Below are 25,473 nucleotides of genomic sequence, written 5' to 3'. Positions count from 1 at the left end.
CCCACTCATGTCCTGGTCAGCTGCACGTCTGTGACCCCGGCGCTGGTGTCGATGGCGGATTCGTCGGGCTGCGGCATCAGCAGGTACAAGGGCTTGTCCAGCACACGAATGTCAATCGGTGCGCGCATGCGTGCCACTTCACCGTCGAACGCCACGACGATCTCCCTGCGGCCGGGAGCGAGGGTGGGCCGCACCAGCATGTGCTGGAACTCGAAGCCCTCCACGCCGGCGGCTTCACCCAGCCTGCCCATGGCTCCATGCAGCATCAGCCCGATCATCGACAGCGTGCCGATGGGCCGCAGCATCAGTGCGGCCATGCTGCCGTGGCCAGGCGTGCCGGCCAGGGTGTCCTCCGGCTCCGCACCGAACTGCTGCAGCTGCAGCCGGTTGTTGCCAACGAAGAGCGTCAAGGTCTCCACGTCTCGAACCACGCTCCCCATCTCGATGTGCAGTCGCAGCCGGCGCTGGGCGCGCAACAGCGTTGCACAAGCTGCCACGAACGCGACCCAGCGACTGCGGCCGAAGCGGGCTTTGTAGGTTTCCCTGTCTTCCAGCAGGTCGGGATAGAGCCCGAGGCTGGCGTTGACCAGAAACACGCGGTCATTGATACCGGCGACTTGAACCGGCGCTGGCGCCGAACGCAGCAGCAGGCGTGTCGCCGCGGCAGGATCAGCGGGGATGCCATGGGTGCGGGCGAAGTAGTTGAACGTGCCCTGCGGTACCACCCCCATGGCGCAGCCCACGGCGTGAGCGGCCTGCGCTACCGTGTTGAGGGTGCCGTCGCCGCCGACGGCGACCACGGCCGCGCGGGTCGACATAGCCCGCTGCGCCGATTCACGCGCCGTGGCAGCCAGTTGGACGGGTGTGCAGAAGTGCAAGTCACCGCACCGTCTTTCTGCCCGAAGCACGGACTCGATGGCTTTGCGCTTCGCGTCCGCGGCGCCGCTGCATTGATGACAAACTGAATTGGTGCAGAAGGATCGAGCTCGGGGCAATCGGCCATCACTGAGCAAGACAACTCGTGGTGCATCGGTTCCCGCATCCACAGGTCGCCCGGACCGTCTCGGTCGGTCGGCACGTCAACAGACGCCGACTCGCTCTTGGCTGACCCTTTGGTCCGGCTCTACATCTTTTCCCGTGTCAGTCTCTCCGCAAAAGAGATTCCTATCGCAGAAAGTACGAACGTGAAGTGAATGACAGCCACCATCGTCACTACCTGAATGTTCTCCAGAGTCAGGTCGCCACTCAAATAGGTTTTCAACGCATGAACGCCCGAAATGGAGATGATGGCGAATGCCAGTTTCAACTTGAGGTTGTAGGTATTGACGTGGTCCAGCCAGTCCGGCTTTTTCATGTCCTTCTTGTCAAAGTGTCCGGTCGTCACAAACAGCGACACGCCCGCCAGCGCCACGACCCAAACGAGCTGCGCCACCATCGTCATGTCCACCAGTTCAAGTACCTTGATGATCAGGTCAATCTTTTCCAGGTCACCAAACAGCAAGGTGGTCATCAGCTTGTAGGTTTCCAGCAGGAACTTGCCCAGAATGCCGAAGATGATTGCGACCAGACCAACATAAAAGAACAGCATGGTGAACCGCATGCCGTACAGCAGTGACCCGACCCCTGAAAGAAGCTTTTCCATTTTTTTCCTCGAAGAAATTCAACCACTCACATCAATTCGCGCTCCGCGCTCGGCGCTTTGCCGAACAGCGCCCTCGCCGGGCTCAGGGCAATTGTCTACAGCTTGTGGGGCGGATACAGCCTGACTGCGGTGAATCGACCGTCAGAGGGTGGATCAGCTGAGCTGCTCTCGGCAGCCATGGACCGGACGCGACAACCGGCGTTAAGCGATCTCAATCGTGGCGCAGGAGGTCACCGAAGACGGTGTGCTCGCCTTCCTTGCGGTCGGCACCGGGGGCTTCGTACAGGACGAGCCAGCTCGCCGTGCCGCCCGACAGCGCGGGCGGCAGGTCGCAGATAGCTTCGGCGCGGTTGGTGCCGCGCCCGTGCGGGAGTGGTACCGACTCGGTCAATGCCTTCTCGAAACGCACTGGCTCGCGGTTGGCGGCTAGGAAGTTCCGGGCAGCAGGCCATTTGAAGACGCGGATATCCCCGTTGAGCACCATCGTAGGGCCGGCCAGAATGTAAAGGTCATCGCCGGAGAAGTGCAGGTCCCTCACACCGAGGCCGTCCAACTGCAGAAAGTGCTTGCGGATCAAGGTTCCGCTTTCGTCCAGAGGCACCAGGCGCAATTGGTCACCACGGGGCTCTACCGCGATCTCGAGCAGCGCCGACCAACCCCGCAGCACCGGGCCGCGGAGGCCCAGCAGCAACCGGCGGCCGTCCACTGCCAAGCCTTCGATGTCGAAGCCGTTGTCCTTGCCGGGGATGGCCATGTACGGCCCGAAGTGGACATCACTGGCGAGCGCATGGGTGAGCAGGTTTGTTTGCGCATCGCCCTTCAGGCGCAGAGCCCGTCGGCCGTCCTGGGCCTGCGCTACCAGGCAGGGCTCGCCCTTGGCGTCGGGCTCGATGGGCAGACAGGCCAGCAGACCCCGATTGCCGTCCAGTGCCACCTTCGCCAGCCGTTTGGCGTTGTCGGCGTGGTCCCGGTCCGGTTTGGCGTTCTTGCGCTTCAGGCCATGCGAGCCCACAACCCACAGGAAGCCGTCTGTGACGGCCATGCCTTCCAGGTCGGCCTCTTCGTCGGGTGCGCCGGGCAGGTCCAGCAGATCTGCGAGTGGGAAGTCGCGCACTTCGCCAAAGCGCAACGCCTCGCGCCCGACGGGATCAAGCCGGCGCAGGCGGTCCAGTCCGCAGGCTTCGTCGCCCGCCACCCAGAGCCAGTCGCCGGTGAAGGCCGCGCCGGATAGATTGGATTGAACCAGCGAGTCAGGAGCGAACTCCAGACGGACGGCATTGGCGGTTCGAGTTTTGGGCATCGCATTTCTCCAAACATGGGTTGGCAGGAAATCTCACGCTCCGCAATGCGCGCCGGCCGTAACAAGTGAACGTAGGAGTTTGCGGCTGAAATCTGATCCTGCGTTCAGGTTTATCCGATGTTTGCGTTCTCCAAATGCTGCTTTTCCGGAATCGTCACCAGCCACACACTTTGGTCGCTTACCAACCAAAGGAGACCCGTGATGCAAGTGCTCTTCAAGTCCCGCCACCCCCAGGCCGTCGACCTTCGCAATCTCACGCAGCAGCGAGTTCGGTTCGTGCTGCGTCGCCTGGTTTGGCTGGTGCCGCGCGCCGAGGTGCAGATGTCAGACGTGAACGGCCCTCGCGGCGGGATCGACAAGCGTTGTCAAGTAGAACTTCGGACCGACGGTGCAGGCTCGGTGGTCGTTTCCTCCGTGGCCGGCGACTGGCGCACCGCGCTGGAGAACGCGCTCGCACGCGCTGCACGGTTCCTCATGCGCCTGTGGCGCCGAGGCGATGACTCCCGCCGGCTGCGCCAACGCTTCATCAGCCACGAACCCTGATCTCGAACGACCCGAGGAATCGACACCATGAACTCCATGACGCCCATCCCCGCCACCGCTCGCCCGGGAGCCGCACACTCGGCCCCGAGCGGCGCAGGCAGCACCACACCCACAGATGGCGCCGCAACGCGCCGTGTGCTGCGCAACACCTACGCCTTGCTGTCGATGACGCTGCTCTTCAGTGCAGCCATAGCCGCTGCCAGCGTGGCGTTCCAACTGCCGGCGCCGGGCATCTTGCTGACCCTGGGCGGCTATTTCGGCCTGCTCTTCGCCGTCTACAGGTTCAAGAACAGCGGCTGGGCGCTGCCGGCGGTGTTCGCACTGACGGGCTTCATGGGCTACTCGCTGGGGCCGGTGCTGGCCAAATCGCTGGCATTGCCCGGCGGTGCGCAAGTCGTGACCCTGGCTCTTGCGGCCACAGGCGCCACTTTCCTGGCGTTGTCTGCCTGGGTGCTGACGACGCGACGCGACTTCAGCTTCATGGGCGGCTTTCTGTTTGCCGGCATGGTCATCGCGCTGATCGCGGGCCTGGGCGCGGTGTTCTTGCAGATGCCGGCGCTGGGCCTGGCCGTGGCTGCGATGCTCGCGCTGCTCTCTGCTGGACTGATCCTTTTCGAAACCAGTCGCATCGTGAGCGGCGGCCAAACCAACTACGTGCTGGCCACCGTCGGTCTTTACGTTTCGATCTTCAACCTGTTCACGAGCCTGCTCAGCCTGTTCGGCTTCGGCAGCTCGGATGAATGAACCCGCACCAGGAACACCTCATGAAATGCCCCACCTGCACCGACACCGCACTCGTGATGAGCGATCGCCAGGGCGTCGAGATCGACTACTGCCCGCAATGCCGCGGGGTCTGGCTGGACCGCGGCGAACTCGACAAACTTATTGAGCGATCGGCAACGATGACGCCAGCCCCTGCCGCCCGTGCGGCAGTGCAATCACAACCGCAATTCGCAGACTCCGACTACGAGCATGGCAGAGGCCAGGATGGCACCCGCAAGAAGTCCTGGCTGAGCAACATTTTCGACTGACGCGCGACCCACAGCAGCCAAGGGGGACCCATGATGCGTAGTTATCCCGTGAACAGCCCGCAGGCTGCAGCCCGGTTGATCGCACTAGCTGTTCTGGCCGATGGCCATTTAAGTACCAGCGAGCTCGGCTTGCTAGAGCGGATGAACGCGGCAAGTCGTCTGGGTTTGACTCGCGAACAGTTCAATGAAGTGGTTCGACTTCTGTCTGAAGACCTCATGACCTCGTCCTACGCCGTCTGGGGATCAACGTGCCAGATTGACAAAGAGGCACTTCGATCGGTCATGGCTGAAGTCACCGATCCAATACTTCAGCAAACAACTCTTGAACTCTGTGTTGCGGTGATTCGAGCCGATTTTCACAGTGCAGATTCCGAAGAGAACCTGGTCAACACGCTTGCCGAACACTGGCGTCTGGTCAAACCCGGCTCTCATTTCAGTTGATTCATTCATCAAGGAGAGCAGTATGCATATCGATATTCGTACCCCGAACACCAAGCTGTCCCGCGCTCACAGTCTGGAGATGGCTCAGCGCTTAAGAACAATCTTTGCAAAGCTGGCACACAGAATCGTGCGGATCGTTGTGCGCGTGAGTGAGACACCACGATCGGGCTCGACCTTGAGGGAGTGCATGGTGGAAGTGCATCTGCCCAACGGACAAGTTGCAACCGTCTCTGAACGTCAGCGCAAGTTGGGAGCGTTACTTAGGCGAGCCACAGAGCGGTCTTGGAAAATGGTCAATACGTTGGTCGGACCACCTCGTGATGCATCCAAACCGCAACGGGTGCAGTCTCGTAGCAAGGGACAACCAGCGTGACCTCTTTTCAGCTCGCGTTGTTGACTGTGACCGCGGGATGCCTGCTCGGTGGGTTGCTTGGACATCGAACAGGCGACGACGCGCGTGACGTGGGACTCATGTCCAGTATCGGTTGCCCTCTCCAACCTGGGCATTGACAGCAAGCTGCGCGGTTGCGATCTCGTGAACCTCAAGGTTCGAGATGTGTGTCACGGCGACCAGATCGCCACTCTAGCCACCGCAATGCAACTCAAGACCCAGCGCCCGGTTCAGTTTGAAATCACACCAGCCACCCGGGAGGCTGTGCAGGTATGGATCAGGCAAGCTGGGCTGAGGCCAGAAGGTTTCCTGTTCCCAAGCCGGATACCCGCCGCGTCTAGCTCCTTCGTTCAAGCGGGGCTACGGTGGGAACTTCAAATGGGATGGAAAGGGGATAGCAGATGCGCACCAAGTTCATCCGGTTGAATCAGTTCACTAAGGCTGCCGTCGCCACTCTTGCTGTTTGCTGGGCACCTGCTGCCCTCACCTACGATCCACTGGAATGCTTGGACGACGTATCGAAAGTTGATCCTGACATTTCCGTTGGGTTGGCAACAAGGCTTTGCGCCGCAACGTGGACACCAGAGCCATCGAAGTGCTATGCGGTCATTTCTAAAGTCGACACGGGCATACCTCGCGTCATAGCCATTGATCTCTGTGCGGGCTCGACGAACGCAGAGAACACCGTCGTGTGTTACGCCAAAGCAGGTGAGGAACGAAAGCTGAACAGGGGCCTGGCAACGACACTCTGTGGTGCAAGGAAGTTTGAGAGGTAGCGCTCGTCCTGCGCGTGCAGGTACCTGCCCGTGTTCCTGAAGTGGCGGTCAGCGCAATCGACCAGGTCCGTGAGGATATCGGCCTGTTCCAGGACGTAGAACGGGAAGCCATCTCTGCTCTTGAACCGTTCCTTCGGCTTCAGCAATTTGGCGGGGTCCGGTGGCTGGTCTTTCAGTTCTTCTTCGATCCACTGCCTGCTGATGTGGACCTCTTCCCATGGCGCATAGCCGACGCCGGCTGCCAGCGCGATGTCGTCAGCGCTGTAGCCTCGTTCTCGCATCTCATGTAGGAAATCCCAGTCGCTCATTGCGCTCCCCTCGCTCGTGGACGACCACCCGTCAATGTCGGGTGGATCTGGTGTTTCAGCCCACGACTCCAGTGTCTTCCAAACCCGAGACCGTGTCAGTCCGCGCGCGTGATGGCTCTGGCCTTGACTCATGAGAGTATCGAACCCGAGTGGACATGAGACCATGGTCAGCCATTGTCTGGTAGACGGAGACTGAGAGCGGTCAGCAGACCCTACCGTCCAATTCGACAAATTTCCGGTGCCAACCAGTCACTCGCAGATCGCCGGGAACCAGTGCTTGCCCAGTCAATCGGTCCAGCGGACAGGGGAAAGCGGACAGCGGACAGAGCACCGCGCTCGCCATCGAGCCGCAGGAAGTGCGGCTACCAGCGATCGACCGCGCAGATGAGGCCTTGGGGCGTCCACACCAGCGATACCGCGGGCAACCCTCGGCCGTCAGTGGCAATCTTCCTCAGCGTGTCTTTGTCGACCCCTGAGTGATTGCCGCCCATGGGGTGACTGTGCCAGGTGCCTACAAACATCAGATGCCCCACACTCGCCGCATGCGCTTCCGTCAGGGTCTGAGCCAGGCCTTGGGTGCCCAGGATGAAGGCCGCTTCGCTACGAACGCTATCGGGTGGCGCCGCCACCATGCCGGCGATAGTGATCGTGCGTGCCTCATAGGACACGCGTCCCACCAACGCGCCGCCGGTTTCAAGACGACCCCAACGACACGCGTCTTCGTCGATGGCGTGCGCGGTGTGGGCCAGCACACGGATCTGCCAGCCGCCATCGTCAGGGATATCGAGAACGGTCGTCTCGCCTGCTTCAAACACGTTCCAACTGCTGCCGATATTTGACGGGTCACCGACGCCCACGCAAAGCTGGCCGCTTGGTGGCTTGCCCTCCGAAATCCATTTCTGCGCCTGCATCGCCACCATGGAAGCCGACCGAGAGATCAGCGCGTCTGCCATGGGCGTCGTGAGGGATCTGCAGTTGTCGCCGACGAAGATCCTCCTGGGGTCAGAGGATGTGCCTGCCATCCCCGCGCGTAGATCGGGGAACCAACGGCACAACTCAAAGAGGAAGGCTGTGATGTCGTCCACACGGGCCTTCCGCCCCTCCGCTTCCAGCATCAGCACGGTGCATCGCCCTTGCCCGAACAGCGCAGCCCGCGCAAGCCGAACTGGGCTCGCGGTCAGTCCAGCGGAAACTGATGCGGCGATGAGAACCTGCAGCGACGCCGTGGTCTCGATGATCAGTGCCGCATCGGCAGGCACCACCTCAGAAAATTTTTCATTGCTACTGAAAAGATCGACGGCGTCGAGGTCATACGCCTTGGCGTCGACGTGAGAGAGGCGTCCAAGCGCGACCCTCATTTGCTCGGCCTTGTAAGGAACCAGCGTGGATTCGTCTTCCAACAAGGCGTGTCGGGCAAAGTTGTGCGGCGACATGACTTCGTTGTCCACGAACGTCTGCTGTCCGATGCCAGCGCGCGCCAGGTGCATGCCAATCTTGGAGCCCAGGCTGCCGCAGCCGATCAGCACAGTCTTCGCCTGCGTGACGTCATGTGGCAACCCTGACGTGCGAGCGAGCAACTCAGGCGATACGGTGTGCGAATGAAACGCCGCGTGCACATCGCTCGTGAAGTTGAAGGCCGACGTCGGGTCGATGTTGTACCTGACCACATACGGTAGGACCTCCACGTCACGGCCTTCAGAACCCACGAGCCGGGCCGGTCGCCTCACCACGAGCACGACCAGGGCCATCAAGCCCTTCTTCCAGTCCCTGTAGTTCTGCAGGCCGATGACGGAGGCACGGTAATAGTCAGACAGAGCCGTTTCCAGTGCCGTCCGGTCGATGCCCAAAGCGGCCGTCAAATCGAGGAGAGTAGGCAGGTCAACGACCGTGTCGGGCTGATACTGGCCGATCACCGGAAACTGGCCGTCGGCGGCAGCGGCTCGGGCGATGAAGGCGGGGAAAACGCCCGACCCAAACTGCCTTTCTGGCTTGCCACGCAGCTCTTGCGTGAAGGTGACATTCGGCTGGGGCTTCAGGTCGGGCAGCACACGACAGTACACGCCGTCGCCAACCGTCATGTAGCTTGCGCTGGTCTTCAGGACCGTGCCGTCGCCCGGCGTTGCAGCGATGAGGCGCTCGGCACGGAATTCGACCGTGGAAGGGCAGAAATCGCGGCGTGTGGGCTCCCACCCTTGGCTTAGCTCGATGAGCGTGCCGCTGGCAGCCTTGCCCAGCCAGTCGATGATCTGATCGATGACCGCATCCAGGCCGAGACGGTGAAGCAACTCGTCCAACGACCCTTCAAATACGCAGGGCGGCACTGGGCTGCCCCCGCGGTGGGGGTTGATGTGCGGCAGATCCCGCGGGAAATCGGGCCGCAAGTAGGGCCTAGGCGCCCTCAGCGGCCAGCGGTTGAAGGCCAGCGTGCAGGTCTCGATGGCCTTGACGCCCGTGGCAGAAATCCCTTCCGCGCGCGCTCGGCTGGGCAGTTCCACTGGGATATCGATCTCCACGAGCCAACCGCCATCTTCGACGATCTCCGGGTCGCCGACCCGCGAGATCCCGCGGTGCCGACGCAACTGATCGATGGCGTCGTCGAGCGCGGTCATGCCGCGCCGTGGGGCAGCGGCGTGAGCGTGGTCGAGGTGAAGGCTGCAGCCTTGGAGCCGGCCTCGCGGCGCTGCGCCAGGGCCACGCCCTGCGACGTAACGGTGAATACCATGGGCTCCTCCTCACCGGCCTTGGGGTACTCGCCGGTGCAGTAGAACTTGCCCTCGGCATCGTCCACGATTGCCACGTACTCGCGCTCGGCACGGATGCACGGCGGGTCGCTGTCGTCATCCTTGATGGGCTTGCAACTGGCCACGATGACAGCGCCGCTGCGCGTCTGGGACAACGCCTTGCGCGCGTCCGCATCCAGCTTCGCGTCCTCACCCTTGTCCGACCAACTGTCGTACGACAACGAGTGCCAAGAGCAGTGATGGGGTGTCTGCATCAGGTCGTACTGGAGGACCGACGGGTCCTTCTTGTGGCGGTCCCACTGAAGGTTCCAGATGAAGACTTCCGCATCGCCGCCACTGAGAAACTTGGCGCCGTCCGGCGTGTTGTCGTCGGCGGCCAGCGTGAAGTTGATGATGACGCTCGACTGGTTCTTCACGAGGCACTCTTCGACCACCTCGTCGGTGCTGGCATCAATGGGCGCCAAGAGGAAGGCGCTGAAGAACTTCGAGGTGCGGCCGCAGATGGTGTTGAACGCCTCGTCCACCGGGCGAACGATGGGCACCAGATCGTCCGTCTTGCCGTCGATGTCCTTGCCCATGAGCTGGATGCGGTCGCCGTCCGATACGGCGAAATAGTGGTCCTTGTTCACCTGGACGCGGCGGCGGGCCTCCTTGCTGAAGGCCTTAGCGTCGTCGCACAGCGTGTGGTTCTTGCTGGTACGACGAAACACGATCGGGGACGACCACAGCTCGCGTATGACGATCTTCTTGACCTTGTATTCCTTGTCGTCGTCCGGGTAGTCCGACAGGGGGCCCAGGTGGAAGTGGCGGTTCAGGCCGCGGCAGTGGTCTTGGTCAGGGTGGCTCAGCAAGAACGCATCCACATACGGGCGGCCGTTGGCGTCCTTCTTCAGCTGCCCGCGCAGATCCTTCGCGACGTCCCGAACCTTGCTGTTCGGGTCGTCCGCATCCATGCGGATGTTCACGTCGATCAGGATGGTGGTGGCGTCGACGTCGCCCAGGCGAATCAGAGTCATATCGCCGTTGTCGACGGGGAAGAAGGTAACGGTGGTCGGCATTTCGAGTTCCTTGGCATGCCCGGAAGTGTTGGACGCGTATTTAAATGATACGCTTATAGTTTATGCGAGTCTATAAAGTAGACTATGGCCATGGATGACCAGATACCTTCATCTGACGCCGGCGCGATCGGCGCACCCGGCGTGAGCTGGGGGCTGGACCGCCGTCTTCAATTCATAGATTTCCGGCTGCGATGGGAGGGGCGATTGAACCGAACCGACCTCATCGAGCACTTCAGCATCTCGACGCCACAGGCATCCCTGGACATCGCGCGGTACCTGGAACTGGCCCCAGGCAACCTGGAGTACGACCGGAGTTCACGGACCTATGTGGCGGGTGCAAGTTTCAAGCCGCTGTTTCCCCGAAGCTCGGCCCGGCGCTATCTGGCGGAGCTTCACGCAAAGACCACCGGCCTGCTGGAGCACGGTGCCAGCTTCATCGGTCACGCACCCGCCGTCGATACCGCCCCGTCTCCTTGGCGTGCAGTCAGCGACGAGGTCGTGCATGCAGTGGTTCGCGCAATCCAAAACAAGGCCGCTGTCGAGGTCCTCTACCAGTCGATGACATCGGTCGATGCAAGCAGCCGCACGATCTCGCCCCATGCGCTCGGCTTCGACGGGTTTCGCTGGCACGTACGGGCGTACTGCCACAAGAGGGGCCGGTTCAGCGACTTCGTGCTGGCGCGCATCCTGGACCTCAAAGGTGCGGGGCCTAGCAGCGTCGACCCTGGCACCGACACCTTCTGGCACACCATCCTCACTTTGGTTCTCGTGCCTCATCCGGATCTTTCTGCCGCGAAGAAGCGAGTGATCGAGCTGGACTACTGCATGGAGGACGGGCAGGTCGCTCTGGAGTGCCGGCAAGCCTTTCTGTACTACACCATGCGCCGCCTCGGACTCCACACGGAGACGCCGAGCGACCCCGCTGCTCAGCAGATCAGCCTCAGAAATCGCACGGAGTTGCAACCCTACATCGACGCGCTCACCGCATCCAACTAAGGACCTCGAATGCTCGCTCTGGTCGAACTCGCCAAGGACCCCTATGAACGCAAGGCGCGGCTCGCGCCCGGCCTCCTTGCCACGCTGCCGTTGCTGGTGCCGCTGGTGTGCGTTTACGGCGCGCGGCACCCAATCTTGACCGGGTTGGTGGCCTTGCTGGCGGGCTGCGGCGCGACGTACACACTGGCAAGCGTCGCCCGCGTGCGCGGCAAGAAGCTGGAGGACAGGCTGGTCCAAGGGTGGGGCGGCATGCCCACCACCCTGGCACTGCGTCATCGTGACCAGACCCTGGACAGCGTCAGCAAGCGTCGCTATCACGACGCCATCGTCTCCAAGCTCGGCATCGCTATGCCGACAGCCGAAGAAGAGGCGGAGGACCCAGCAAAGGCCGACGACACCTACGTGGGCGCCACTAAGCGTCTGCGAGAGCTGACGCGAAGCAACAAGAGCCTGCTGCTGAAGGAAAACATCGCATATGGCTTCCACCGCAACATGCTGGCCATGAAGCCCATCGGCATCGTGACCTGCCTGCTCGGGCTGTTCTACGGCCTGGTGCTGGCGGGTGTGGTTGAGCTAGATCCACTCGCTGTGAACCTGGTCAACCTTGCGCGGCCCGGGTTAGCTGCTGCGATGACATTGGTGATCTCCGTGGCGCTGCTGGCGAGTTGGCTCTTCTATTTCGATGCCGACGCCGTGAAGCGCATTGGCTTCGCGTACGCTGAGCGTCTCTTCGAGTGCTTGCCGTCGCTGCCCTCGGTCGTTAAAAAGAAGAAGGCTGTGGCGGCGCCATAGTCGACTGCTAGGGCCCATGGCTGGTCGGCGGCCCCGGCAATTGGCGACAACCTGTTCTGATCGAAACCAAGCTGAGCGACTGCTTTTTGGCACTGATCGGCTGTTCGCCCAATGGCAGCCTGAGCGTTCTATTGCCGCGAGCGGGAAGGTCGCCGATGTCGTCTTGATCTCCCGCAGGCAGACCACATCGGGCGCAGTCGTTTCAAGCCAGCCGATCAGCGCAGGGAGCCGGCCCTTGACACCGTTGATGTTGTAGGTTGCGATCTTCATGCTGGTGCACAGCGTAGGGCTTTGGTTGCCACCGGTCTGTCCCGGAAACTGGGGGAAGCCCACCGAGCGTTTTTCCTCAGAAGGGCCGCAGGCGACCAGCTCCATCACCAAGCTCAGCAGTAAGCACCTTTGCAGATTCATCGTTCAAGGGCCGATACAAAGCAGCGTCTTGAATATCTACTTGGTCGGCCCTGATTTATTCAGATTGACGCCCAGGCCAAGCGAGGGGCTGACCTGCTGAGTGCATGGTCAAGCGGCTTGCGCAGCATCCGAGACCAGTTCGGCGATAGGCTCGCGACCTCGCACAGGCGCAAATAGACCAGTTGCAGGAAGGCCACCCCCTTCCTTGCGATCATGCGCAGCAGCCAACGGATGTTGTAGCCCGCCGCGCACAGCACCGCGTGCAGCCGGTCGCCAGTTTCACCCTTGAGGTGGCAGCGATCCATCCGATGGTCGGCCTTGAGGTGGCCAATGATGGGTTCGATGGCCTGGCGCCGCTTGAGCAGCTTTCTCTCCCGTTCGCTGATCCGCTTGGCCTTGCCCCGGTGCACGATGTGCACGCCAGGCAAGTCCGCATCCACGCCCCGGTAACCCAGATCCACGAAGGCCGTCGCCGGTTTTGTCGCACTGTCCTGCATCAGGATCGTGGCCTGCTCGAGCTGCTCGGCCAAGGTGTGCCCGTCATACGGGTTGCCGTGGAAGGCCCGTGCGCCCACGATCAGGTTGCCGTGCAGCGTGCTGGCAATGCCCACCTTCACCCCGAACTCGTAAGGCGTTCTCGCCTTGCCCTTGCTGATGCAGTCCACCTCGGGCGCGTGCCAGGCGTAGAGCTTGGGCTGTCCATCCGCCGCTTTGCGTTGGCCGCTCTGGCACACGATGCGCCGGGCCTTGTTCAAAGTCTCAGCGAGCGCCTCCCGCACAGCTTGCCCGATGGCAGTGGCCTTGCGGTCAATCTCGCGCTGCAGGCGAGCGACGATGGTGCGCTGGCGCTTGATGGCCCGGCGCATGCGCTTGAACTGGCGGGCATGTGCGTATCTTCCAGCCTTGCGGCCCAGCTCCTTGCCCTCTTTGGCAAAGGTCTGCTTCAGATCGACCCCGGCGTCCTTGGCCGCCTCCACCAGCTTGGCGCGCGCAGTCTCCAGCAAGCGGCTGTCGGTGGGGTGGGCAATCGCCTTGTGTTGCACCGTGCTGTCCACGATCACGCGGGCGAGCTCCTGCGGTTTGATCAGCTTGAGGTTCACGGCCACGTTGATGGTTTGCGCCAACAGTTCCTCCACGCCTTCCTCAGCCAGGAGCTGACGGAACTTGATCAGGGTGGTGGCATCGCAGGGGCGGCGGTGTTCAAAGTACGCCTGGCCCGAGAAGAACTGCCACGTTGGCGTCTCGCCCCAGCGCTCAACGACGCCCTCGTCGGACTCGTTGAAGGCGTGCTTGAGGTACAGCAGCGCGATCATGATGCGCAGCGGCACACGGGGGCGCCCTGCATTGCTGGGAACAGCGGCACGCTGCACCTGCTCGCCGAAGAGATCCAGGTCGGGCATGGCCACACCGGCGCGGCCTCTGCGAGAGAAGACCTGCGCCACCCGTGCTTCGATCTCCTGCCAGGGCATGCGCGAGGCCAGCACGGCCAGCGGATGGCGCAGGTCGATCATGTGATCGATGCGCGAACGGAAGAAATCATCGGTGGCGGGGCAGGCAAACAGCACGGCAGAACTCCCAGAAAACAGCCTCTATTGGAATTCAAACCGGGAGTTCCGGCCATCCGCAATCACCCCAAAGTCCAGTGCCTACGCGGGCTCTGGGGATTCTTCAGGGACGACCAGTTAGCAGTCGTTCGCCAGCGAATTCATTGAGCTGATGCTCTGCCAGTGCATCGACTTTCTGGCCAATCAAGCGCATTGTGGTACTCCCTCAACTCAATGGGAGACCATCATGGAATCCGTCACCAGCGCTATCCATCGCGAGCCGTGGAACAAGGGGAAAATCGTGGGCCAAAAGTCCCCGTTCAAGGTCAAAGACATCTGGGCACTGCGTGTGCGACTACAGATGGAGCACCGAATCCGGGAGCTTGCACTTTTCAACCTGGGTATCGACAGCAAATTGCGGGGCTGTGACCTCGTGGCGTTGAAGGTCAGAGACGTTTGCCACGGCGATCAGATGGCGACACGCGCCATCGTTATGCAACACAAAACGCAGCGGCCTGTGCAATTTGAAATCACATCAACGACACGAGATGCCCTGCAGGCATGGATCAAGCATGCGGAGCTGAAATCCGATAGCTTTTTGTTCCCAAGCAGGATCCACAGATCCCCTCATCTGGGAACACGTCAGTACGCCCGTATCCTAGCCCACTGGGTGGATGAGCTAGGGCTGGAGCGCGCAAGCTATGGTACCCATTCGATACGAAGAACCAAGCCCACGCTGATCTATCGACGAACCAAAAACCTGCGTGCCGTTCAGTTGCTGCTTGGGCACTCCAAGCTGGAGTCGACCATCCGGTATCTCGGCATAGAGGTTGACGATGCGTTGGAGATTTCCGAGCAAACCGAAATTTGAAGCAAGCTTACGGTCGTGCTGCCCTTGTCATGAACTAGGCTGCACGACTTGAGCGGCTGCTTTACGGCAAAGGCGCGGAATGACACTCCCGGCCAACAGCTGTCATCCGTCCAGCCGTTGCAAATGTCTGCTTCGCGGCGAGGCCGTGTGACAACTCGCGGGGAGCCCGCGCGAGTCAGACGCAGCTCGCAGCCTTGTTTGTTTGTGCGAATTGACCCCGTCTGAGGCCTGCAATGGTGATGCTGGTGCCCGCTCGGGGTTGTAGATCGGGCCTGCAGGCGGCTGCAAAGGGTGCCCATGCGCCCAACAACTGCATCGCTTTCTTGGCCCGCTCGAAACCCAGGATGCGGAGGACGCGTTTGAAGTTGTATGCCAACACGCTCAGGTTCATCTCGGTTGCCACGTTCTCTATGCCTCGGGTCAGGAAGTGCGTCCCACCCATCCAGTGTTTGAGGGTGCCGAAGACATGCTCGATGGTGCTTTTGCGCACCGTCATGGCATTGGGCATCCGGTCCCCATGACTTCCTCATGCTCCCATCGCCTGATGCGCCGGTAGCCGACGGTCCCAGTCTAGAACCTGTGGACTGTCGGCACTACCGTTGAAACGCTTATGGCAAGGCCAAGCTGTCGTTATGAGCAATTTCAGCTGGCCCGGCCGGCTTTGCACAGCATAACTACCGCAGCCTCATCAACCGGGCCGATTGACTGTCGCGCCTCCTCGTCAGCCATTGCGCGAGCCAATGCAATGAAGCCCTTTACTGCATCGGGTCCGCACGCATGTGCCGCCTTCCTGACTACATCGCGTTGGCGGCCTAAGGCCGTTTCCAGCACATCCTTTCCTTCCCGCGTGAGGAAGAGATGCTTGATCCGCCTATCTTCCTGCCCAGCTTTTTGTTCCACCAACTCACGACGTATCAGCTGTCCGAGGACCGTATTGAGCGCCTGGCTCGACACGCGGAGTTCACATCGCAACTGCCCCACGGTGATGCCCGGGTTCTTATAGATGAAAGCCATCGCACGATGGTGTGCCAATCCAAGCTGTAGTGGGACCAGTGCAGCTTCGGCCGCTTGGCGCAGGTGCGCGTGAGAGAAAAAGTGGGACTGGATAACGTTCCAGAAGGCGCTGTCGAATTCGGAGCTCGCACTGCTTGAGGCAGGGGCTTTGGCGCTGCGTCGTGTCGCGTTCATGGTCCTCGTTGCTTCCTGAAATGTGGCGCCGCAGCGGCAGCCGGCGTCAATGCTACTCGTAGTTGATTCATTCAGGGTAACTACTAATAAAACAATGATTAATGTATCAGTAATATTGCTATATTAAATGGCCTTGCACTGTACTGACGCCAGATTGTCCGGAGACGACGACCGTGAACCTGATTGGCTTTTTCGAATGCCGCGCCGAGTTGCACTCGGCAGGATTGATGCACGTCCCCGAGGCCTTGCCGGCGGTTCATCGAGGGTTGGCGCCTCAGAGTGGCTCGGGAGAGTGCCGTGATCAGCTTTCTGAGAAGCAAGTGGGAAGAGACCGTCAAAGAGGAACTCGAGCTTGCGGCTCCGAGGCTCCGCGCGAAGACTTGCAGAAGTACGGTCACGAGCGACTTGGTGGCACGACAGCACCCAAGTCCGTCGAATTCTGGGGTGAGCTGCCCCACACAGCTGTTGGCAAGACGTCGAAGCGCGAGATCTGCGATCGCTTCTGGCAAGGTCTGCTGCGGCAGAACTAGGGAAAAAGCATGCAAGATGTTTACATCGTTGGCGCCTATACGACGCCGTTCAAGCGGCACATCGACAAGTCCATCCGGGACTTATCGCGCGAAGCCTACATGGGCGTGCTCGCGGATGCTGGAATGGCCAAGGGCGATGGCATCGAGTTCGCGTGGTTCGGCAACTGCATGGCTGACTACTGGGGGCAAGCGGTGGTCCGGGGCCAGATCTCCTTCGTCCCGCTGGTACAGGAAGGATTGTTTCCGGATCGGGTGCCCATGATCAATGTGGAAGGCGGTTGCGCCACCGCATCGATGGCGTTCCACGGCGCATGGAAGGACATCCTTTCCGGCCAGTCCGACCTCTCGCTGGCCATAGGCGTCGAGAAGCTGTACGACCCCGAAGGCGGCGAGGAAATGTTGACGCGCTTCAGTGGTGGGCGCGCTCCATTCGATCGCGAGGAGCTGTTCGGGGAATACCGCAGGATCGCTGGAAAAATTGGCCGGTCTTTCGCGCCGGGGCCTGGACGCACGCTACCGATGGACACCTATGCCATGCAGGCCGCCTATCACATGCATCGGTGGGGAACCACACGTGAGCAGATTGCGTACTGCGCCTCGAAGAACCATTTCCACGGCTCGCTCAACCCGAAAGCGCAGTACCGATTCCAGATGACGCCCGAGGAAGTGCTCGCCGACCGGAAGGTTATCGACCCGCTTACGCGCGCGATGTGCTCACCCATCGGTGATGGTGCGGCCGCTGCGCTACTTTGTTCGGAGCGCCACCTGCAAAGCGTCGCACCCGAGGTGCGTGCGAGGGCCGTGAAGATCCGTGCCAGTGTATTTACCGGCGGCAAGATGAGAAGCGAGGACGAGCCTTCGCTCTCACGCGTCGCCGCGGAGAAGGCCTACAGGAAGGCAGATGTGAAACCCTCCGACATTGATGTAGCAGAGGTCCACGATGCGACCTCTTTCGGCGAAATCTACCAGATGGAAATGCTTGGCTTCTGTCGCGACGGCGAGGGCGGCCCGTTCGTCGCGTCGGGCGCGACGCGCCTTGGTGGTGCCATCCCAGTCAATACGTCTGGCGGCTTGGTTTCCAAGGGCCACCCGCTTGGCGCAACGGGGCTGTCGATGCTGGCGGAACTCGCGACCCAACTACGGGGCGAAGCCGGCGAGCGGCAGGTAGTGAATGCGCGTCTTGCACTGCAGGAAAACGGTGGCGGCTTGCTGGGACTTGAAGAGGCGGCTTGCTCGGTCGTCATCCTGGAACGCAACTGAACACATCCCTTGCGGGATTCACACGGAAAAACCAACCAAGGAGATAGGAATGAATCGCGACTATCAGGCCATGAAAACCCCGCTGCACTGTACGCCGAAGCGGGTCCGCATGTTGAACCTTTTCGCACTAGCTGCGGCGCTGTGTGCGGTTCCCGCGCTCGCCCAGGAAACCGAATTCCGGATTGGCGGTATCGGCACGTTCTCCGGTCCGTTCGGGGTGATGGGCGAATCGATGCGCAAGGGCGCTGAACTGGCTGCCGAAATGCGCGGCCGAAAAGTGCTGGGTGCGCCTGTTAAGTTCATCTGGGAAGACGACGAAACAAAGCCGCAGGTGGCGGTGCAGAAGGCCACTCGCATGGTGTCGGCCCAGTCGCACCTGCTGTTCGCGCCTGTCGCGTCCGGCGCAACGCTTGCGGTGATGAAGGTCGCTGAACGCGCGCAAACGCCCCTGCTCGTGACTATGTCGGCGGCGGACGACATCACGGCCAAGGAGGGAAATCCCTACACATTCCGCACGTCGAACTCGATAGACATGGAGATGCGCATGCTGGACCGCTTTGCCGCCCATAGTGAGTTCAAAAAAGTGTTCACAGTCGCCTCCGACGCAGGCGCGTCGCGGGACGCCGAAGCGAAATTCAGGGCGATGCTCCAGGCCCGCAGCGCGACGGTGGTCGGCCAAGAGTTTCCCGCCATCGGCACACGCGACTTCTCGATCATCATCAACAAGATCCTTCAGAGCGATGCCGAAGCCGTCGCGCTGTTCGTCTCCGGAAGCGACATGATCACGCTGCTCAAGCAGGGTGAGCAGTTCAAGCTGCAGGAAAAGAAGAAGCTGTTCGGCACCACCACGATGGATGAGTCCATCGCCAAGGCGGTGGGGTCCGGAAGCAGCGGCGTCTACTCGACGCTGCGCTACCACTTCAGCATAGACAACCCGGCCAACAAGGCCTTTGTCGCGGCCTATCAGGCCAAATACAACGACGTGCCAGACCAGTACGCCGGCGAAGCGTTCGACGGAATGGCTTGGTTCCTGGACGTCATCGACGCGACGAAGTCGTGGGATAAGGCCGTGTGGGTGAAGTCGCTCAAGACCAGCGCCCGGCCCAACTCGGTGGAAGGCGCCAAGAAGATGCGTTCATGCGACCAGCAGGCGGAACAAAGCGGCTACTTCGGTCGCGCCGTCGCTGCGACGCCGCCGATGCCGCCGGTGGTCATGCAAGTGACAAACACCTTCTCGGCGGCCGAACTGTTTACGGCCTGCCGCTAGTAGGCCCGTGGCAGGAGCGCAGACGTGCTGACCACTGTCTTGATTGGCCTGAGTATCGGCGCCGTGCTGCTGCTGGTCGCCGCAGGCCTTGCCTTGGCATTCGGCATGCTGGGAGTCGTGAACTTCGCTCACGGCACGCTCTACATGCTAGGTGCTTTCGTAGCTGCCGAGGTGGTGGCTCGTAGCGGGAGTTTTGTCGCCGGTCTGCTGATCGCCCCTCTCGTGATTGCCGCATTGGCCGTCGCGATAGAGGCCCTTCTGCTGCGGCCTCTCTACGAACAGTCGCACGAGAAGCAACTGCTACTGACTTTCGGGCTACTCATTTTGTTGGAGGAAGTCGCTCGCGCAATCTGGGGCTTGAATTACCGACACATCCAGATCCCCGGCTTTCTCTCCGGACAAATGGAGGTCCTCGGCGAGAAGCTGCCGGTCTACCGCGTCTTCGTGATCGCTGCAGGTGCGCTGGTCGCGGCCGTGCTTGTCCTGATGATCGATCGCACCCGTATCGGCATGGTGTTGCGTGCCGCCATGACACATGCGCAGATGGTGCGTGGCCTTGGCATCAGCATCGCGCGCTATCGCACCACGGTGTTCGCGCTGGGCGGCGCTCTCGCTGGCCTCGGAGGGGTCATCGCCGCCCCTCTCAGCCCTGTGCAGGTCAATATGGGAGGGACGGTGATCCTGGACAGTTTTATGGTCGTCATCGTGGGCGGCCTTGGCAACGTCCGAGGTGCTGTTGCGGCCGCATTCGCCCTGGGTTTGCTGCGCGCGTTCGGGCAGCAATATGCAGTCGAATACGTCGACCTGCTGACGTACGTGCTTCTTGTCATCGTGCTGCTTTTGCGTCCTCAGGGACTGTTCAACTCGCCAGGAGCGCGCAAAGCATGAAAAACTTAAGGTTAGAACTGATTGCGGCCGTCGTGATCGGGCTTGCTTGCGCCGCACTCGGGCGACTGGTTTCTGAAGGCGCACAGCACTTCATTGCCCAGGTGCTGATCATGGCCATCTTCGCATCGGCATTTGACTTGGCATTTGGGCGGACCGGCATCTTTTCGGTCGGGCATGCCGCCTTCTTCGGCATTGGGGCCTATGCGTTCGCCTGGGTCGCTATTGGCACCGGCTGGGGAGTCTTCCCCGCCCTTGCCGCATCAGTCGTTGCCGGTGGCCTGCTGGCCCTGCTCTTCGGCGTGCTGGGACGACGCGCAACGGGCATTTACTTCGCGCTCGCAACCCTCGCGCTGGGTCAGCTTGTCAGCATACTGATCGAGGTGAAGATGCGTCGTTTCAGCGGGGGCTCCGACGGAATCCCGGGCATCCCGCGCCCGATGGTCCTGGGGATTGACTTCAGCGACACCCTGCGTTACCTCTGGTTCACCTGCTTCGTGTTCAGCGCCATCCTCGCGCTAATCGCGCTGGTGCGACGCTCGCCCTACGGGCATGCTCTCGCGGCCGTGCGGGACAATCCCGTGCGGGCCGAACAACTGGGCTACCACGTAGGCTTCTACCGCATCACCGCCCTCGGTCTTTCAGGCGCAATTTCCGGTCTTAGCGGCGCGCTATTCGGGATGCTCACCATGTTCGTCGGTCCGGACATGCTGCGCTTCATGCTGTCGGGTGAAGTTCTGATCATGGCGATTCTGGGCGGCTCAGGAACCCTGTTCGGGCCGTTGTTGGGCGTCACCTTCTTCGAAGGCGCCCGCGAGGTGATCAACGGCATAACGCCGCACTGGCTCGGATTCGTCGGCCTGCTATTTATCCTGATCACCCTGTTTGCACCAGCTGGACTAGTGGGCATCCTCGCCCAACTGCGTGCGCGCTTTCTGCGCCGCAGGGCGGCTGGTTTCTGGCGCTCGAGGCAGGCATGAAGCGGGCCGCCCAGCTCTCGTGCGAGTCCATCGCCGTCCGGTTCGGTTCGTTCCAGGCGCTACGCGATGTGAGCCTGACGTTCCTTCCCGGCAAGACGACGGCCTTGATCGGGCCCAACGGCGCCGGTAAGACGACCCTGCTCAACGTCCTCTCCGGGTTGCAGACACCAAGCGCCGGCATCGTGCGGCTTGAGGGCCGCGACATCACCCGCAGCGCCCCCTGGCAGCGGGCACAGCAAGGCATGGCGCGCTCGTTCCAGATCGTCAATGTCTTTCCGCGAATGACCGTGCGCGAGAACCTGCGCTTGGCAGTCCAGCGCACGGAGCTTAAACGCCTGGTGCCGTGGCGCACCGTCGACTCCATGCGCAAGATCGTCCAGGACGTTGACGAAAGACTGCAGGAGTTCAATTTGACCGATCGGGCCGAGTTACCTGCGGGTCAACTTTCGCATGGAGAGCAACGCGGTCTGGAGATTGCATTGAGCGTCATTGCCGACCCCGTGGTTCTTCTGCTGGACGAGCCACTGGCTGGGGTGGGCCATGGCGAGATGGCCCAGTACGTGGATCTGCTTCGCCGCGTCGCAGCGAGCCGAACCACGGTGGTGGTTGAGCACAACATGGATGTCGTCATGGATCTTGCGGATGAGATTGTGTGCTTGGCTGGCGGTAACGTGCTTGCAAAGGGCTCGCCTGGAGAGATCCAGGCAAACGAGCAGGTTCGGGCAGCCTACCTGGGGACTGCTGATGCTTGAGCTTGAACGTGCACAGGTGTTCTACGGAGGCGCCCAAGCGCTCTTCGAAGTGTCAATGGAGATCGAACCTGGTGAGGTCGTGGCGCTGGTCGGCCGGAACGGGGCGGGAAAGTCTACGGCTCTCAAGGCGCTTGCCGGCTGGGAGCCGCTGCGTGAAGGCACTATCCGCTGGAACGGAAGTGCACTGCGCGCGGTGTCAGCCGAGCAGATGAGCCGGCTTGGAATTGCACTCGTTCCGGATAGCCGGCAAGTGTTTCCACTGCTCAGCGTCGAGGAGAACCTTCGGATGTCCTCAGTCGCGCACAAGGCGTCTCGTTGGACGATTGAATCAGCTTTTTCGCTCTTTCCGCGGCTGGCTGAAAGACGGACAGCCGCGGGTGCGGCCCTGTCTGGCGGCGAGCAGCAGATGCTCGCAATCGCGCGCGCGCTGCTTTGTCAACCGGCCGTGCTGCTGCTTGACGAGCCCACAGAAGGGCTGTCTCCGATCATGGCGCAAGCGGTCTTGGAAGCCATCAGGACTGTTGCGTCGGAACAGATTGGAATCGTCATCGTGGAGCAGAACGCGCGGATTCCGCTGCAGTTGGCCCGCCGTTTCTACGTGCTCGACTCCGGGTGCGTGGCATGGAAGGGAAACCGTGAAGCGTTCCTGCGCGACGAAGAAAAAGTGAACCGTTTGATGAGTGTGTGAAACGCACCCGTCGCATCGAGGACGAAAGGAGTACAGAAAATGCTGGAGCAGGAATTCCTGTCGGTCGCCGAGATGATCGAGTTGAACGCCAGGGCGCGACCAAACGAACCGGCGCTCATCGACTCCGCAGGCGAAGTTTCATGGCGCAGCTTGGATGGCCTGGTGACCGCCTCGGCAAACGCCTGGATCGCACAGGGCCTCGGCAGGGCTCAGCCAGTTGCGATGCTGATCGATTCGTCGCGGTGGTCATGGATTCATCTATTCGGTGTGCTGCGGGCCGGTGGGGTGGCGGCGCCGTTGAACACGATGCTCGGGCCTGAAGCCATTCATGCGCAGCTGGCCGATGCGCGTGCGACGCACCTGCTGGTAAGCAGGACGTACGGCGACCTTGCAGCAGCAGTGATCCCGCGCATCGGCCCCAACGAACCATGCCGCATTGTGTGTAGCGAGGACGGCGTTCTCGCAGGGACCGTGGACATCGGTGCGGCTGCCGCAGCCGCTTCAGCGGATAGGTCGACTGTGGTTCTGCGGCCTGACGATCCCGCGACGATCATTTACTCGTCTGGAACGACGGGCACCCCAAAGGGCATCGTGCACTCCCACCGGGCGCGGGCGCAAATGGCCCTGATCCTGGCTTCGGTCTTTCGTTGCTCGTCAAGTTGCCGGCTACTGCTGACGACGCCCCCGCACACGAACGGTTCTTTCATGGTGCTGCTTCCTGCACTGGCTACCGGAGGCGCTGTTTACCTTGCCGGGAGCTTCAATCCGCAGCGCTACCTGGAGGAAATCCGGCGCTTCCGTCCAACGCTCGCCTTCATGGTGCCGACCATGGCGCAGGCGCTCATCGACTTGCCGGCAGCGCGCGAGACGGATTGGTCATGCTTTGACTTCATCGTGACCGCGGGTGCGCCGATGTCTTCGGAGTTGAAGCGACGCACCCGGGAGATGACCGGCGAACGACTGGGCGAGCTATGGGGCTTCACAGAAGGTGTCGCCACAGCGATACAGCCGCACCAGGTGAAGGACCACCCCGGCTCTGTGGGGCGCGCGATTCCGACGTGCGAGATTCGCGTTGTCGATGAGTGTGGCAAGGAGCTTCCCAAAGGCGAAATCGGGGAACTGGTCGGGCGATGTGCCATTGCAATGACGGGCTATCTAGCTCGCCCCGCGTCGAACGAGGCCGTCGCTTGGAAATCTCCGGATGGCCATGTATTCATGCGCACTGGCGATCTGGGGAGCATTGACGCAGACGGCTGGGTAACGATAAAGGGTCGTTCAAAAGACATGCTGATCTCCGGCGGCCTCAACATCTATCCCGCCGACATCGAGGCGGTCGGGCTTGAACACCAGGCGGTACAGGATTGTTCCGTGGTCGGCGTGTCGCATCCCAAGTGGGGCGAAACGCCCGTCGCATTCGTCAAGCTCAAGCCCTCGGGGGAGGTCGGGGCCGACGAACTGAAGACGTGGATCAACGAACGTGTTGGGCGCCACCAGCGCGTTCACGATGTGGTCCTGGTAGGCGAATTTCCTCGCAATACCCTCGGCAAGGTTGTCAAGGGCGAACTCGCCGAGGTCTATGCCTGTTGCAGGCTTGATACGTAAATTCAACAAGTAGTGAGGAATCGAAATGATCGGCAGATTGGATGGAAAGGTGGCCCTGGTCACCGGCTCGGGGCGCGGGATCGGGCGAGAAATTGCATTGAAGCTTGCCGCTGACGGTGCATCGGTGGTCGTTAACGACGTTGACGAAGAACCGGCGCAAGAGGTAGCCGAACAGATTCGCGCCGCAGGGGGACGGGCTGTGGCATGCATAGGCAGCGTGACGTCGGATGAATTCGCCGGACGCTTCGTCGGCACAGCTGTGCGCGAGTTTTCTGGCCTCGACATAGTGGTCAACAACGCAGGATATGCGTGGGACAACGTGATACAGAAGGTCTCGGACGAGCAGTGGGCAACGATGTTGGATGTTCACCTCACCGCGCCTTTCCGAATCCTGCGCGCGGCTCAACCCGTCATCCGCGACTTCGTAAAGCAGGAATCTGTGGCGGGACAACGCAAAGTCCGCAAGGTGGTGAACATCTCCTCCGCGGCGGGCATGTCCGGGAATGCCGGGCAAAGTGCGTACTCCGCGGCGAAGGCCGGCATCCATGGGATGACCCGCACACTTGCCAAGGAGTGGGGACGCATGAATGTCACCGTGAACTGCGTTGCCTTCGGGCTTATCAAGACGCGGCTACTGGTCAGCACTGCCGAGCATGTAGTGCAGTCCATCGACGGCCACGATCTGCGCATCGGCGTCAATGCAGATCTATTCGAGCGGTTGCAGCAGCAGATTCCCCTCGGGCGCGCGGGAACGCCCGAAGAAGGCGCCGGCGCTGTCTACCTGTTCTGCATCCCAGAATCGGATTACGTCAGCGGGCAGGTCGTCCTATGCGGTGGCGGACTGGCCGGGATCTGATCCGACCGTTGCTACCGAGGGCATTTCCGATCAAGGACAGTAATCCCGAAAGGTCGGCTCAAGGCTGCTGCTTCTCGACTCATTGGTTGGTCCGCACTAGGTCTGGAGCGCTTGGAGCTGGCGCTCGAGCTCCGCCCACTCTGGCGCAGGCGGTGAGTTGTTGCTGTGCTTCATGGACGCGGGGGCCTCGCGGCCGAGTAGCTGGTTTTTCCAGTTGTACAACGTCGGCCTGCACACACCTAATTTTTCGGCCACGGCTTGCGCACTTTCGCGGCGAGTGCAAAGCTCTATGACTCCAGCCTGCTTCAATGCCTCGGGATACCTTGGGCGGCCAGCCCTCCAAACCATGGCTTTCCTGGTCTCAGGAAGCGCGTCACGAACCCAGGCGGTCAACGTCCCACGACCAGGGTAGCCCAGCGCCCTCATCGTGGCAGCGATGCATCGATCGTGATTGAGGTAGTGCTCCACGGGGTCTCCTCGTTTTCAGTGCAATAAGTGACGGTACGAAAAGCTAGCACTGGCGCGGAGGTGGTGTTGGTAGATCGTTGATTTCATTGACTTTCCTGTTCACTTTCAAATCTGCGATTCGTGGCGTCAAACCGTGGTCGGTTTCATCCATT

The 25,473-nt window shown here is 61.4% G+C and carries 23 protein-coding genes and 3 pseudogenes; 16 read left to right on the top strand and 10 right to left on the bottom strand.

Going from position 1 to position 25,473, the window contains the following annotated elements; translation table 11 throughout:
* Positions 1–5: 5 nt before the first annotated feature.
* The 3 genes from FFS09_RS26860 to FFS09_RS26850 all read right to left on the bottom strand — a co-directional run bounded on the left by FFS09_RS26860 (position 6) and on the right by FFS09_RS26850 (position 2,942).
* Complete coding sequence (locus FFS09_RS26860; RefSeq protein ID WP_502703762.1) at positions 6–995, bottom strand: diacylglycerol/lipid kinase family protein; 990 nt, start codon at positions 993–995, stop codon at positions 6–8.
* Positions 996–1,123: 128 nt separating this feature from the next.
* A complete protein-coding gene (locus FFS09_RS26855) occupies positions 1,124–1,642 on the bottom strand; it encodes a YqhA family protein (RefSeq protein ID WP_137921977.1) in 519 nt (172 codons plus the stop codon).
* A gap of 211 nt (positions 1,643–1,853) precedes the next feature.
* On the bottom strand, positions 1,854–2,942 hold the full coding sequence (locus FFS09_RS26850; RefSeq protein WP_137921976.1) for a DUF3616 domain-containing protein: 1,089 nt from the start codon (positions 2,940–2,942) through the stop codon (positions 1,854–1,856).
* A gap of 201 nt (positions 2,943–3,143) precedes the next feature.
* On the opposite strand from FFS09_RS26850, the gene FFS09_RS26845 reads away from it, so the two are divergent.
* The 5 genes and pseudogenes from FFS09_RS26845 to FFS09_RS31290 all read left to right on the top strand — a co-directional run.
* Positions 3,144–3,485, top strand: a complete 342-nt coding sequence (locus FFS09_RS26845) for an HPF/RaiA family ribosome-associated protein (RefSeq protein WP_137921975.1) — start codon at positions 3,144–3,146, stop codon at positions 3,483–3,485.
* Between the two features lie 27 nt (positions 3,486–3,512).
* A complete protein-coding gene (locus FFS09_RS26840; RefSeq protein WP_171020213.1) occupies positions 3,513–4,229 on the top strand; it encodes a Bax inhibitor-1/YccA family protein in 717 nt (238 codons plus the stop codon).
* Between the two features lie 20 nt (positions 4,230–4,249).
* Positions 4,250–4,516: a TFIIB-type zinc ribbon-containing protein gene (locus tag FFS09_RS26835; RefSeq protein ID WP_137921974.1), complete on the top strand. Its 267-nt coding sequence runs from the start codon at positions 4,250–4,252 to the stop codon at positions 4,514–4,516.
* 30 nt (positions 4,517–4,546) lie between these two features.
* Positions 4,547–4,957, top strand: a complete 411-nt coding sequence (locus FFS09_RS26830) for a tellurite resistance TerB family protein (protein ID WP_137921973.1) — start codon at positions 4,547–4,549, stop codon at positions 4,955–4,957.
* Positions 4,958–5,444: 487 nt separating this feature from the next.
* Positions 5,445–5,675, top strand: a pseudogene (locus tag FFS09_RS31290) (site-specific integrase); the annotation flags it as partial.
* 367 nt (positions 5,676–6,042) lie between these two features.
* Here FFS09_RS31290 and FFS09_RS26820 read toward each other — a convergent pair.
* The 3 genes from FFS09_RS26820 to mblB all read right to left on the bottom strand — a co-directional run bounded on the left by FFS09_RS26820 (position 6,043) and on the right by mblB (position 10,231).
* Positions 6,043–6,432, bottom strand: coding sequence for a hypothetical protein (locus tag FFS09_RS26820; protein ID WP_137921972.1), 390 nt, complete (start codon positions 6,430–6,432; stop codon positions 6,043–6,045).
* A gap of 362 nt (positions 6,433–6,794) precedes the next feature.
* Positions 6,795–9,041, bottom strand: a complete 2,247-nt coding sequence (gene cap2-3, locus FFS09_RS26815) for an anti-phage 6A-MBL system cap2_3 protein (protein WP_137921971.1) — start codon at positions 9,039–9,041, stop codon at positions 6,795–6,797.
* A complete protein-coding gene (gene mblB / locus FFS09_RS26810) occupies positions 9,038–10,231 on the bottom strand; it encodes an anti-phage 6A-MBL system MBL-fold protein (protein ID WP_137921970.1) in 1,194 nt (397 codons plus the stop codon). The genes cap2-3 and mblB overlap by 4 nt, the downstream gene beginning before the upstream one ends.
* Before the next feature lie 90 nt (positions 10,232–10,321).
* On the opposite strand from mblB, the gene FFS09_RS26805 reads away from it, so the two are divergent.
* Together FFS09_RS26805 and FFS09_RS26800 are read left to right on the top strand one after the other, a co-directional pair.
* On the top strand, positions 10,322–11,227 hold the full coding sequence (locus FFS09_RS26805) for a helix-turn-helix transcriptional regulator (RefSeq protein WP_137921969.1): 906 nt from the start codon (positions 10,322–10,324) through the stop codon (positions 11,225–11,227).
* A 9-nt stretch (positions 11,228–11,236) separates the two neighbouring features.
* Entirely contained in the window at positions 11,237–12,019 is a 783-nt protein-coding gene (locus FFS09_RS26800; RefSeq protein WP_137921968.1) for a hypothetical protein, read from the top strand.
* A 470-nt stretch (positions 12,020–12,489) separates the two neighbouring features.
* Here the strand turns inward: FFS09_RS26800 and FFS09_RS26795 are convergent, their stop codons facing one another.
* Complete coding sequence (locus FFS09_RS26795; RefSeq protein WP_349654582.1) at positions 12,490–13,992, bottom strand: IS5 family transposase; 1,503 nt, start codon at positions 13,990–13,992, stop codon at positions 12,490–12,492.
* Between the two features lie 229 nt (positions 13,993–14,221).
* Here FFS09_RS26795 and FFS09_RS26790 point away from each other — a divergent pair, with 229 nt between their 5' ends.
* On the top strand, positions 14,222–14,845 hold the full coding sequence (locus FFS09_RS26790; RefSeq protein WP_003052404.1) for a tyrosine-type recombinase/integrase: 624 nt from the start codon (positions 14,222–14,224) through the stop codon (positions 14,843–14,845).
* Between the two features lie 313 nt (positions 14,846–15,158).
* Here the strand turns inward: FFS09_RS26790 and FFS09_RS26785 are convergent.
* Positions 15,159–15,400: pseudogene (locus FFS09_RS26785) on the bottom strand (transposase); the annotation flags it as partial.
* 87 nt (positions 15,401–15,487) lie between these two features.
* Positions 15,488–16,033, bottom strand: a complete 546-nt coding sequence (locus tag FFS09_RS26780; RefSeq protein ID WP_137894245.1) for a MarR family winged helix-turn-helix transcriptional regulator — start codon at positions 16,031–16,033, stop codon at positions 15,488–15,490.
* Between the two features lie 539 nt (positions 16,034–16,572).
* Here FFS09_RS26780 and FFS09_RS26775 point away from each other — a divergent pair.
* Genes FFS09_RS26775 through FFS09_RS26740 form a run of 8 tightly spaced genes read left to right on the top strand, consistent with a single transcriptional unit; the run spans position 16,573 to position 24,853 of the window.
* The gene (locus FFS09_RS26775; RefSeq protein ID WP_137894250.1) at positions 16,573–17,823 is read left to right on the top strand and encodes a thiolase family protein; all 1,251 of its coding nucleotides are present in this window, start codon (positions 16,573–16,575) and stop codon (positions 17,821–17,823) included.
* 49 nt (positions 17,824–17,872) lie between these two features.
* A complete protein-coding gene (locus tag FFS09_RS26770; RefSeq protein ID WP_171020211.1) occupies positions 17,873–19,090 on the top strand; it encodes an ABC transporter substrate-binding protein in 1,218 nt (405 codons plus the stop codon).
* 24 nt (positions 19,091–19,114) lie between these two features.
* A complete protein-coding gene (locus tag FFS09_RS26765) occupies positions 19,115–19,978 on the top strand; it encodes a branched-chain amino acid ABC transporter permease (RefSeq protein WP_249931244.1) in 864 nt (287 codons plus the stop codon).
* Positions 19,975–20,955, top strand: a complete 981-nt coding sequence (locus FFS09_RS26760; RefSeq protein ID WP_137921966.1) for a branched-chain amino acid ABC transporter permease — start codon at positions 19,975–19,977, stop codon at positions 20,953–20,955. Before FFS09_RS26765 ends, FFS09_RS26760 begins: the two co-directional genes overlap by 4 nt.
* A complete protein-coding gene (locus FFS09_RS26755) occupies positions 20,952–21,707 on the top strand; it encodes an ABC transporter ATP-binding protein (protein WP_137894256.1) in 756 nt (251 codons plus the stop codon). The genes FFS09_RS26760 and FFS09_RS26755 overlap by 4 nt, the downstream gene beginning before the upstream one ends.
* Positions 21,700–22,395, top strand: coding sequence for an ABC transporter ATP-binding protein (locus FFS09_RS26750; protein WP_212744118.1), 696 nt, complete (start codon positions 21,700–21,702; stop codon positions 22,393–22,395). Before FFS09_RS26755 ends, FFS09_RS26750 begins: the two co-directional genes overlap by 8 nt.
* A 39-nt stretch (positions 22,396–22,434) precedes the next feature.
* The gene (locus FFS09_RS26745; RefSeq protein WP_137894258.1) at positions 22,435–23,997 is read left to right on the top strand and encodes a class I adenylate-forming enzyme family protein; all 1,563 of its coding nucleotides are present in this window, start codon (positions 22,435–22,437) and stop codon (positions 23,995–23,997) included.
* Between the two features lie 25 nt (positions 23,998–24,022).
* Complete coding sequence (locus FFS09_RS26740; protein WP_137894260.1) at positions 24,023–24,853, top strand: SDR family NAD(P)-dependent oxidoreductase; 831 nt, start codon at positions 24,023–24,025, stop codon at positions 24,851–24,853.
* Between the two features lie 102 nt (positions 24,854–24,955).
* Here the strand turns inward: FFS09_RS26740 and FFS09_RS26735 are convergent.
* Positions 24,956–25,321, bottom strand: a pseudogene (locus tag FFS09_RS26735) (transposase); the annotation flags it as partial.
* Between the last annotated feature and the right edge of the window lie 152 nt (positions 25,322–25,473).

This window comes from Hydrogenophaga sp. 2FB (assembly GCF_005503365.1).
In the GTDB taxonomy this organism is placed as follows: domain Bacteria; phylum Pseudomonadota; class Gammaproteobacteria; order Burkholderiales; family Burkholderiaceae_C; genus Hydrogenophaga.
The sequence above is the reverse complement of the archived record's forward strand: the minus strand, read 5'-3'. Positions and strand labels throughout refer to the sequence as shown.

Excerpts from the sequence above, each read along its gene's own strand:
- FFS09_RS26800 (WP_137921968.1), top strand. The coding sequence starts at position 11,237 with ATGCTCGCTCTGGTCGAACTCGCCAAGGACCCCTATGAACGCAAGGCG.
- FFS09_RS26835 (WP_137921974.1), top strand. The coding sequence starts at position 4,250 with ATGAAATGCCCCACCTGCACCGACACCGCACTCGTGATGAGCGATCGC.
- FFS09_RS26850 (WP_137921976.1), bottom strand. The coding sequence starts at position 2,942 with ATGCCCAAAACTCGAACCGCCAATGCCGTCCGTCTGGAGTTCGCTCCT.
- FFS09_RS26820 (WP_137921972.1), bottom strand. The coding sequence starts at position 6,432 with ATGAGCGACTGGGATTTCCTACATGAGATGCGAGAACGAGGCTACAGC.
- FFS09_RS26745 (WP_137894258.1), top strand. The coding sequence starts at position 22,435 with ATGCTGGAGCAGGAATTCCTGTCGGTCGCCGAGATGATCGAGTTGAAC.
- FFS09_RS26830 (WP_137921973.1), top strand. The coding sequence starts at position 4,547 with ATGATGCGTAGTTATCCCGTGAACAGCCCGCAGGCTGCAGCCCGGTTG.
- FFS09_RS26855 (WP_137921977.1), bottom strand. The coding sequence starts at position 1,642 with ATGGAAAAGCTTCTTTCAGGGGTCGGGTCACTGCTGTACGGCATGCGG.
- FFS09_RS26775 (WP_137894250.1), top strand. The coding sequence starts at position 16,573 with ATGCAAGATGTTTACATCGTTGGCGCCTATACGACGCCGTTCAAGCGG.
- FFS09_RS26760 (WP_137921966.1), top strand. The coding sequence starts at position 19,975 with ATGAAAAACTTAAGGTTAGAACTGATTGCGGCCGTCGTGATCGGGCTT.
- FFS09_RS26740 (WP_137894260.1), top strand. The coding sequence starts at position 24,023 with ATGATCGGCAGATTGGATGGAAAGGTGGCCCTGGTCACCGGCTCGGGG.
- FFS09_RS26780 (WP_137894245.1), bottom strand. The coding sequence starts at position 16,033 with ATGAACGCGACACGACGCAGCGCCAAAGCCCCTGCCTCAAGCAGTGCG.
- FFS09_RS26790 (WP_003052404.1), top strand. The coding sequence starts at position 14,222 with ATGGAATCCGTCACCAGCGCTATCCATCGCGAGCCGTGGAACAAGGGG.
- FFS09_RS26770 (WP_171020211.1), top strand. The coding sequence starts at position 17,873 with ATGAATCGCGACTATCAGGCCATGAAAACCCCGCTGCACTGTACGCCG.
- FFS09_RS26840 (WP_171020213.1), top strand. The coding sequence starts at position 3,513 with ATGAACTCCATGACGCCCATCCCCGCCACCGCTCGCCCGGGAGCCGCA.
- FFS09_RS26845 (WP_137921975.1), top strand. The coding sequence starts at position 3,144 with ATGCAAGTGCTCTTCAAGTCCCGCCACCCCCAGGCCGTCGACCTTCGC.
- FFS09_RS26755 (WP_137894256.1), top strand. The coding sequence starts at position 20,952 with ATGAAGCGGGCCGCCCAGCTCTCGTGCGAGTCCATCGCCGTCCGGTTC.
- mblB (WP_137921970.1), bottom strand. The coding sequence starts at position 10,231 with ATGCCGACCACCGTTACCTTCTTCCCCGTCGACAACGGCGATATGACT.
- cap2-3 (WP_137921971.1), bottom strand. The coding sequence starts at position 9,041 with ATGACCGCGCTCGACGACGCCATCGATCAGTTGCGTCGGCACCGCGGG.
- FFS09_RS26805 (WP_137921969.1), top strand. The coding sequence starts at position 10,322 with ATGGATGACCAGATACCTTCATCTGACGCCGGCGCGATCGGCGCACCC.
- FFS09_RS26750 (WP_212744118.1), top strand. The coding sequence starts at position 21,700 with ATGCTTGAGCTTGAACGTGCACAGGTGTTCTACGGAGGCGCCCAAGCG.